Origin of the sequence: Phyllobacterium sp. (assembly GCF_037994405.1) — a bacterium.
In the GTDB taxonomy this organism is placed as follows: Bacteria; Pseudomonadota; Alphaproteobacteria; order Rhizobiales; family Rhizobiaceae; genus Phyllobacterium.
Genome location: NZ_JBBNAN010000267.1, coordinates 1 through 7,927, shown reverse-complemented (window position 1 = coordinate 7,927; position 7,927 = coordinate 1). Strand labels below are relative to the sequence as shown.

Annotated in this window: 8 protein-coding genes and 1 pseudogene; 3 read left to right on the top strand and 6 right to left on the bottom strand. The window is 57.3% G+C overall.

Annotated features, from left to right (window positions below; genetic code table 11):
- The first annotated feature begins 52 nt into the window (after positions 1–52).
- Together fumC and AAAC48_RS14800 are read left to right on the top strand one after the other, a co-directional pair.
- Positions 53–1,444, top strand: a complete 1,392-nt coding sequence (gene fumC / locus AAAC48_RS14805) for a class II fumarate hydratase (RefSeq protein ID WP_340654902.1) — start codon at positions 53–55, stop codon at positions 1,442–1,444.
- Between the two features lie 109 nt (positions 1,445–1,553).
- Positions 1,554–1,940 (top strand): DoxX family protein, encoded by a 387-nt coding sequence (locus AAAC48_RS14800; protein ID WP_340654901.1) that lies wholly within the window; start codon positions 1,554–1,556, stop codon positions 1,938–1,940.
- Positions 1,941–2,002: 62 nt separating this feature from the next.
- Here AAAC48_RS14800 and msrA read toward each other — a convergent pair whose 3' ends face one another.
- The 6 genes from msrA to AAAC48_RS14770 all read right to left on the bottom strand — a co-directional run bounded on the left by msrA (position 2,003) and on the right by AAAC48_RS14770 (position 7,432).
- Positions 2,003–2,692: a peptide-methionine (S)-S-oxide reductase MsrA gene (gene msrA, locus AAAC48_RS14795; RefSeq protein WP_340654900.1), complete on the bottom strand. Its 690-nt coding sequence runs from the start codon at positions 2,690–2,692 to the stop codon at positions 2,003–2,005.
- 20 nt (positions 2,693–2,712) lie between these two features.
- Positions 2,713–3,207 (bottom strand): peptide-methionine (R)-S-oxide reductase MsrB, encoded by a 495-nt coding sequence (gene msrB / locus AAAC48_RS14790; RefSeq protein ID WP_340654899.1) that lies wholly within the window; start codon positions 3,205–3,207, stop codon positions 2,713–2,715.
- Positions 3,208–3,321: 114 nt separating this feature from the next.
- The gene (gene hisG / locus AAAC48_RS14785) at positions 3,322–4,017 is read right to left on the bottom strand and encodes an ATP phosphoribosyltransferase (RefSeq protein WP_340654898.1); all 696 of its coding nucleotides are present in this window, start codon (positions 4,015–4,017) and stop codon (positions 3,322–3,324) included.
- Positions 4,014–5,144 (bottom strand): ATP phosphoribosyltransferase regulatory subunit, encoded by a 1,131-nt coding sequence (locus AAAC48_RS14780; protein WP_340654897.1) that lies wholly within the window; start codon positions 5,142–5,144, stop codon positions 4,014–4,016. Before AAAC48_RS14780 ends, hisG begins: the two co-directional genes overlap by 4 nt.
- Before the next feature lie 10 nt (positions 5,145–5,154).
- Positions 5,155–6,666 (bottom strand): histidine--tRNA ligase, encoded by a 1,512-nt coding sequence (gene hisS, locus AAAC48_RS14775; RefSeq protein WP_340654896.1) that lies wholly within the window; start codon positions 6,664–6,666, stop codon positions 5,155–5,157.
- Positions 6,667–6,775: 109 nt separating this feature from the next.
- The gene (locus AAAC48_RS14770) at positions 6,776–7,432 is read right to left on the bottom strand and encodes a DNA-3-methyladenine glycosylase I (RefSeq protein WP_340654895.1); all 657 of its coding nucleotides are present in this window, start codon (positions 7,430–7,432) and stop codon (positions 6,776–6,778) included.
- A gap of 183 nt (positions 7,433–7,615) precedes the next feature.
- On the opposite strand from AAAC48_RS14770, the pseudogene AAAC48_RS14765 reads away from it, so the two are divergent.
- Positions 7,616–7,927, top strand: a pseudogene (locus AAAC48_RS14765) (L,D-transpeptidase); the annotation flags it as partial.

Below are 7,927 nucleotides of genomic sequence, written 5' to 3'. Positions count from 1 at the left end.
CGCGGAGCTTCGCAGTAGTGCTTGCGCCAACTCCCAACAGGAAAAGTACACGATGAGCTCTACCCGTACCGAAACAGATACTTTTGGTCCCATCGAAGTCGCCTCGGACAAATATTGGGGCGCACAGACTGAACGCTCACTGCACAATTTCAAGATCGGTGGCGAGAGAATGCCGATCCCCCTGGTACGCGCCCTCGGCATCGCCAAACGTGCGGCTGCGGAAACCAACATGGCCCTTGGCAAGCTCGACGAAGTGCTTGGCCGCGCCATAACCGTTGCTGCCGAGGAAGTCATCGAGGGCAAACTCGACGATCATTTCCCGCTGGTCGTCTGGCAGACAGGTTCGGGTACCCAGTCGAACATGAATGCCAATGAAGTCATTTCCAACCGCGCCATCGAGATGCTTGGCGGAACCAAGGGATCCAAAAAGCCGGTTCATCCGAATGACCATGTCAATATGAGCCAGTCGTCCAACGACACGTTTCCGACAGCGATCCACATCGCCACGGCTGTCGAAGCAACTGAACGCCTCTATCCAGCACTCGACCATCTGATCGCCGCTTTGGCGAAGAAGGAAAAGGCGTTTGCCGATATCATCAAGATCGGGCGCACCCATACACAGGATGCGACACCAGTTACGCTAGGCCAGGAATTTTCCGGCTATCGCGCGGCGCTCGAATATGCCCGCAAGCGCATCGAACAAAGCCTTGCCGATGTGTTCCTGCTTGCACAGGGCGGCACGGCAGTCGGTACCGGCCTTAATGCGCCGGTCGGCTTTGAAATTGGTTTTGCCGAAGCGGTTTCCGATATTACCGGGCTTGCCTTCAAGACCGCTCCGAACAAGTTCGAGGCGCTCGCAAGTCACGGCGCGCTGGCCAATTTCCACGGTAGCCTCAATGCGCTCGCCACAGATCTGTTCAAGATCGCCAATGACATTCGCTTCCTGGGTTCCGGGCCGCGCTCCGGTCTTGGTGAATTGAAGCTGCCGGAAAACGAGCCCGGTTCATCCATCATGCCGGGCAAGGTCAACCCGACGCAGGCCGAAGCGCTGACCATGGTTGCCACGCAGGTCTTCGGCAACCACACCACGGTGACGGTTGCTGCCAGCCAGGGTCATTTCGAACTCAACGTGTTCAAGCCGGTGATTGCACTCAATGTTCTTCAGTCGATCCGCCTGCTTTCTGACTCCATGATCTCCTTCGCAGACAACTGCGTCGAGGGCATCGAAGCCGATGAAGTTCGCATCAAGGACCTGCTCGAGCGCTCTTTGATGCTCGTTACGGCGCTGGCTCCGGCGATTGGTTACGACAATGCGGCGAAGATTGCCAAGACAGCTCACAAGAACGGCACGACCTTGCGCGAGGAAGCACTCGCCAGCGGTCATGTCTCGGCTGAAGACTACGACCGTCTTGTTCGCCCAGAACGAATGATTGCACCGGAGTAAGATTAGAAAATCATTTTACTGTGAACAATCTGTCGAGAAAATAGTGGCTTTGTTTGACAATCGAATTTAGATATTGGGCTGTTACGACAAACCCCGGAGAAGTTTCCTTATGTCCAACAATGCAATTGTTACGCTGATCAGCCGTATCCTGCTTTCGATCCTGTTCATTCCTGCTGGCTTCGGCAAGCTGACGGCCATTGCCGGCACTGCGGGATATTTCGCCTCCAAGGGCCTTCCGCTGCCAACAGTCACTGCAGTAATTGTCGGCCTGGTTGAACTTCTTGGCGGTCTTGCCGTTCTCGTTGGCTTCCAGACCCGCTACGCCGCAGTCCTGCTCGGCCTGTTTACCATCGGTGCGGCGCTTGTCGGACATCTGGCTCCCTGGGATCAGGCGAACCAGATAAATTTCTTCAAGAACCTCGCGATTGCCGGCGGTTTCTTTGTGCTGGCCCAGCATGGTGCAGGCGCGCTTTCGGTTGACGCCAAACGCGGTTGATTACGACAAAAACAAAGTAAAAAGGGCCGCGAGATGCGGCCCTTTTTATTCGCAGATACTGGTCAGTTAGAAGCTTGCCCGTCGCTGACCAGCACAGGCTTGTCGCGGTAATCCTGCGGGAACAGTTTGCTCAGGTTTTCTATCTTCGGCAAATCGTAGTAGGCGATGTAGGGCTGCGACGGATGGATGGTCGCATAGTCCTGGTGATAGGCCTCGGCCGGGTAGAATTTTTCCAGCGACGAAACCTGCGTAACAATCGGTTTGGAATAGGCTTTGGCTTTGTCGAGTTGAGCGATGTAGGCCTTGGTGACCTTTTCCTGGTCGGCGCTTGTCGTGAAAATAGCCGAACGATACTGCGTGCCGGAATCAGGGCCCTGCCGGTTCAATTCGGTCGGATTGTGGACGACAGAAAAATAGACCTGGAGGATCTTGCCCAAGCTGACGACTTTCGGATCAAATGTTACTTCGACCGACTCAGCGTGACCCGTGTCACCACCACTCACAATCTCATAGCTCGCGGTTTCCTTCTTGCCACCGGAATAACCGGAGACAGCACGCGTTACGCCCTTCATATGCTGATAGACGCCCTGGACACCCCAGAAGCAGCCACCAGCAAGGACGATCGTCTCAGATTTGGCCGATGCTGTCTGATCGATCGCAGGCGGTGGAACGATGGTGACTGTTTCACCGGCAAGCGCATAGCCGGGTGACAGGAGGATCGTTGCAGCAAGCAGATAATGATGGAGTTTCATGGCAATTGTCCTTTGAGTGCTCACGCAGCTACAGGTTTGAACTTCAGTGCGACACCGTTCATGCAATAGCGCAGGCCGGTCGGTTTCGGTCCGTCGTCAAAGACGTGGCCGAGGTGGCCGCCGCAGCGATGGCATTCGACCGCTGTTCGCGTCATGCCAAAGGAACTGTCGGATGTCTCGTTCACCGCTCCCTTGAGAGGCAACCAGAAACTCGGCCAGCCAGTGCCGCTGTCAAACTTCGTGTCTGAATCAAATAGTGGCAGGTCGCAGCCTGCGCAGGCAAAAGTGCCTTTGCGTTTCTCGTGGTTGAGCGGGCTCGTGAACGGGGCTTCCGTTCCCTCCTGACGCAACACGTAATACTGCTCGGGGCTTAGGAGTTTCCTCCATTCGGAATCCGTGTGCTCGACTTCAAAAGTGCCTGCCGCTCGTGCAGCCGTTGTGCCGGCAAACCGTGTCGCCACGAATGCGCCAAGCCCTGCAATCGCACCGCCAAAAAGCGTTCGACGTGTCATCATGGCTAAACTCCCTGCTCAGTATACCGAACTTCATCCGGCCTTCTGAAAGGGAAATACGTATGGATTGCCGTAAAGGTTACAGAACCGGCATGGAATCACGGAGAGTTGATAGGATCAGCCTGCCAGAGCAGCCTTGAGGCGCTGCGACAGTTCCGCGACCGCCTTGCTATCGGCGGTGCTGCGCGATGAAACCAGGCAAGCTTGCGACTTGAGGATCACACCGTCTTCCAGAACCTTGAGATGATTGGCGTGCAGTGTCGAACCGGTCGAGGTGATATCGACGATAATATCGGCAGAGCCGGAGGCCGGAGCGCCCTCGGTCGCGCCAAGGCTCTCGACGATGCGATAGACCTGAATGCCATGCATATGCGAGAAGAACTGTTGCGTCAGCCGCCAGTATTTGGTGGCGATGCGTAAGCGGCGGCCATGACGTTGGCGGAAATCCGCAGCAACATCATCAAGGTCCGCCATGGTCGACACGTCGTACCAGACTTCAGGAACGGCCACGACGACATCCGCATGGCCGAAGCCGAGCCGGACCTCTATCTGCACGCGTTCGTCGGCGGACGACAGGGTTTCGCGGATCAGATCTTCACCCGTCACGCCAAGATCAACGCTGCCATAGCCAAGTTCGCGGGCAATCTCTGACGCTGAGAGGAACAGGATATCGATCTGGCTCTCGCCCTTTACTTGCGCACGGTAATTGCGCTGATCCTTGGGCAGGATCACGTTAACACCAGCTTTCTTGAGAACTTCCAGTGCCTCTTGCTTAAGGCGGCCTTTCGACGGGAGCGCCAATGTAATGGTCATTGGGCGTCTCCGGCGATCTGTTCAAGCCGGTCGAGCCAGATCGAGAAGCCCACACCCGGGATGGAGCCGACAGCGCCGAGCATGGTCAGCAGCCGGTCATAGCGCCCGCCACCGACAATGGCGCCAAGTGCAGGGTTTTTCAGTGCACGGGTCTCATAGACAAGCCCGGTATAATAATCGAGCGGACGGCCAAAGGCGGCGTCATAAATGATGCTTTCGTGTCCGATACCGGCCTCGATTACCGAGGCAGCGCGCGCCTCGAATTGTTCGAGTGCGGGACCAAGGTCAAACTCGTTGGAGCGCGCGAAGGCGAGTAACTGGCCAGCGGCGGACTGGAGCGGCACGCGAATGGCAAGAAAGGTTTCCAAGGCGGCGAAGGCCTTGGCAGGCAGTTTCACCGAAGCCAGTGTCGCCTTCTCGATCAGGCGGCGTGCAATTTCGATCGGCGCGCGACCAGCACCGGGCGAAATGCCTGCGGTCTGCATGTCCTGTTCGAGTTCTGCGGCAAGGCCGGTCTCGTCGCCCTTTGCGACAAGCACCGCAAGGCGATCGGGCAAGGTGTCATGTTGCCGGTCTGAGGAAAGGTCTTCAAGCAGGCTTTTCAATTGTCCGGGATTGCCGAAGGCGCGCGCGAGCTTCTTTTGCCAGCCGCGCGGCAGACCAAGCGCTGCCAGCACTGCCTCGAAAATTGCCTGGTCACCGAGCAGCGTTTCCAACTGCGCGTGCGGCGCGACAAGGCGGATGGAAGCCAGCGCATCGGCAAGCGAACGCGCATCGGCGCGGGCCCTGTTGGCATCGCCTAGATCTTCGATTCCGGCCTGGAAGAATTCATTGCCGCCCTCGCGGCGCTGACGGAACACTTCACCAAGATAGGCATAGCGTTTCGGCGTCGAAGCGTTCAGCTCGATATGATTGCGGCAAACGGGGATTGTGAACTCCGGGCGCAGGCACAGGCTTTGACCATTCTCGTTCTCGGTCAGGAAAATCCGGCGGCGCAGGTCTTCGCCAGCCATATCCAGAAACTGGTCGGCCGGCTGGATGACTGGGATGTCGACAAGCTCCGCATCCCGCCCCGCGATAAGCGTGGCAAGTTCACCAGAAAAAGCAGGGGCGCGGGAAGCGGTCATCCGAAATTACTCAAGCCTTCGATGCGTTGGCGCGATCTTCGGCCTGCGCGTCGAGTATCTTACGCACTTCAGCGACAAGATCGCTCTCCTTGGCAGTGATCTGCGCCGGGCGACTTTCGCGCCAGGTAACATTGTCCTCGATTTCCGCAGAAAGGCGTGCACCTTCTATCAGGTCCTTGATCTGCACTTCGCCATTGTCGCGTTCCTGTGAGCCCTGGATGATGACGCAAGGCGCGCCACGGCGATCTGCATATTTCATCTGCGGCTTCATACCCGAACCGCCAAGATACATTTCGGCGCGGATGCCAGCCTGCCGGAGATCCGAAACCATCTTCTGATAGCGGCCGAGGCTGACCGTATCGCGATCCATCACCAGAACGACCACGGGGCCGATATTGTCGGAAGTATCGAGCTTGCCGAGGTTCTTCAGCGCCGTCATCAGGCGCGAGACGCCGATGGAAATACCTGTTGCAGGAACCGGCTCACCGCGGAAACGCGACACAAGACCATCATAACGCCCGCCGCCACCGACAGATCCGAAAACGACGCTCTCGCCCTTTTCATTGGTGACATCGAAGGTGAGTTCTGCTTCGAATACCGGGCCGGTATAGTATTCCAGGCCACGCACAACCGAGGGATCGATCTTAACACGGCCTTCGTAGCCTGCAGCCGAGCACAAGGCCTCGATTGTCGCAAGTTCGGCGACGCCTTGCGTGCCCTTGTCATTGCCGGTGACGACGCCTTCCAGATTGGCGATCGTTTTACCACCGGAGGAGCCACCTGCAGAGGTGAAGTCAAGCACCTTATTAATGGCGGTCTGATCAAGGCCAGCACCCTTGGTGAAATCGCCGCTTTCGTCGAGGCGGCCTTTCCCGAGCAATTCGCGCACACCATCCGGACCGAACTTGTCGAGCTTGTCGATGGCGCGTAGCACAGTCAGGCGCTGACCAATATTCTCGTCACCAGCGAGGCCGATTGCATCAAGCACGCCGTCCAGAACCTTGCGGTTGTTGACGCGGATCACATAATCGCCGCGCTTGATGCCGAGCGCCTCCATGACGTCTGCCATCATCATGCACATCTCCGCATCCGCAGAAACAGAGGGTGCACCGACGGTATCAGCGTCGAACTGCATGAACTGGCGGAAGCGACCCGGGCCTGGCTTTTCATTGCGAAACACCCAGCCGGCACGATAGCTGCGATAAGGCTTTGGAATACTCTCGAAATTCTCGGCGACATAGCGCGCGAGCGGCGCGGTCAGGTCATAGCGTAGCGACAACCATTGCTCGTCATCATCCTGGAACGAGAACACGCCCTCGTTGGGGCGATCCTGATCCGGCAGAAACTTGCCGAGCGCATCGGTATATTCGATCAGCGGGGTTTCGACAGGCTCGAAACCATAAAGTTCATAAACCTTGCGGATCTCCGCCATCATCCTTTCGCCAGCACGCAGATCATCCGGCACACGGTCCACAAAACCGCGCGGCAGCCGCGCTTTTACCCTGTCTGCCTTCGAAGCCATGATGATGATCCAAACCTTTGAAATTCGAGCGATTGCCGAAGCGGGTTTGCTCTAGACTATCAAGGCTTCAAGGGCAAGGATTGATGAACTGGCAAGCGAATGCGCGACGCTATGAAGCCGGAACGGGCCGTTTGAAGCTGGCGCGCAACTTCTCGATTTCCTGGCGGCACTTGCAGCCTTCGATGTGGTCGTTGACAAGACCCATGGCCTGCATATGCGCATACATTGTCGTCGGACCGACAAAGGTCCAGCCGCGCTTCTTCAAATCCTTGGACAGACGGATCGAAGTTGGCGATGTCGGGTTTGCAATGAGTGTCGAATAGTCGACCGTTTTGGGACGCTCATCCGCCGGGGGCTCGAACTGCCAGAAATAGGCAGCAAGCGAGCCTGTCTCCTTGACGAGCTCTATAGCCCGTTTGGCATTGTTGATCGCGGAACTGATCTTGCCGCGATGGCGGATGATACCGGCATTGGCAAGCAACCGCTCCACATCCTTCTCGCCATAGCGGGCGATGCGGTGAAAGTCGAAGCCGTCGAAGGCTTCGCGAAAGTTCTCCCGCTTGCGCAAGATTGTCAGCCATGACAGGCCGGACTGGAACCCTTCGAGGCAGATCTTCTCGAAAAGCCGGCTATCGTCGGTGACGGGCCTGCCCCACTCTTGATCGTGATAATGCACGTATTCCGGCAGGGTGCCGGGCCAAAAGCAGCGGGTGTCACCATCTTCGCCGGTGATCAGGCCAGTCTTGACCGGAGTGTCGTCTTGCATTTCGCCTGCCTTTTCCGAACGTTAACCAGTTTTGCAAACCTGCCGCTAACCACACCAGATGGTTTGGGCAAAGAATCGCATTTTATTGATCGCGATTCACTTTTTTCTACCTGGGCGCAGGCAAACTCAATCCGAAAACTGACAAAACCTGTCAGCAGTGTTTGCTGCCTAGAGAACTGATCGATGAGAGTTGCCTATCTGCTTTTGACAACTTGCCTGACTGCAGGCATGGCGACTGGCGCGATGGCCAGCGAGCGCTACGCAACCAAACCGCCGGTTGTCATAAGCCCGGATCTCTCGGCACCCTGGGTGATGCAACTGCGCGCAAAGCCAGTGGGCTCGCCGGTCAATCCGCGCAATTATGTGGCCTTCAGCCAGTCGCCCGTGCGGGGAATTGCCAAACAGCGGGACCGTCACGCTGCACGCCGCGACATCGTTGGCAATCCTGCGGTCAAAGAGGTGTCGTTCCAACGCCCTGGGCCGCCGGCCAATGAC

Coding starts and splice junctions, on each gene's coding strand:
- fumC (WP_340654902.1), top strand. CDS start 53: ATGAGCTCTACCCGTACCGAAACAGATACTTTTGGTCCCATCGAAGTC.
- AAAC48_RS14800 (WP_340654901.1), top strand. CDS start 1,554: ATGTCCAACAATGCAATTGTTACGCTGATCAGCCGTATCCTGCTTTCG.
- msrA (WP_340654900.1), bottom strand. CDS start 2,692: ATGAAACTCCATCATTATCTGCTTGCTGCAACGATCCTCCTGTCACCC.
- msrB (WP_340654899.1), bottom strand. CDS start 3,207: ATGATGACACGTCGAACGCTTTTTGGCGGTGCGATTGCAGGGCTTGGC.
- hisG (WP_340654898.1), bottom strand. CDS start 4,017: ATGACCATTACATTGGCGCTCCCGTCGAAAGGCCGCCTTAAGCAAGAG.
- AAAC48_RS14780 (WP_340654897.1), bottom strand. CDS start 5,144: ATGACCGCTTCCCGCGCCCCTGCTTTTTCTGGTGAACTTGCCACGCTT.
- hisS (WP_340654896.1), bottom strand. CDS start 6,666: ATGGCTTCGAAGGCAGACAGGGTAAAAGCGCGGCTGCCGCGCGGTTTT.
- AAAC48_RS14770 (WP_340654895.1), bottom strand. CDS start 7,432: ATGCAAGACGACACTCCGGTCAAGACTGGCCTGATCACCGGCGAAGAT.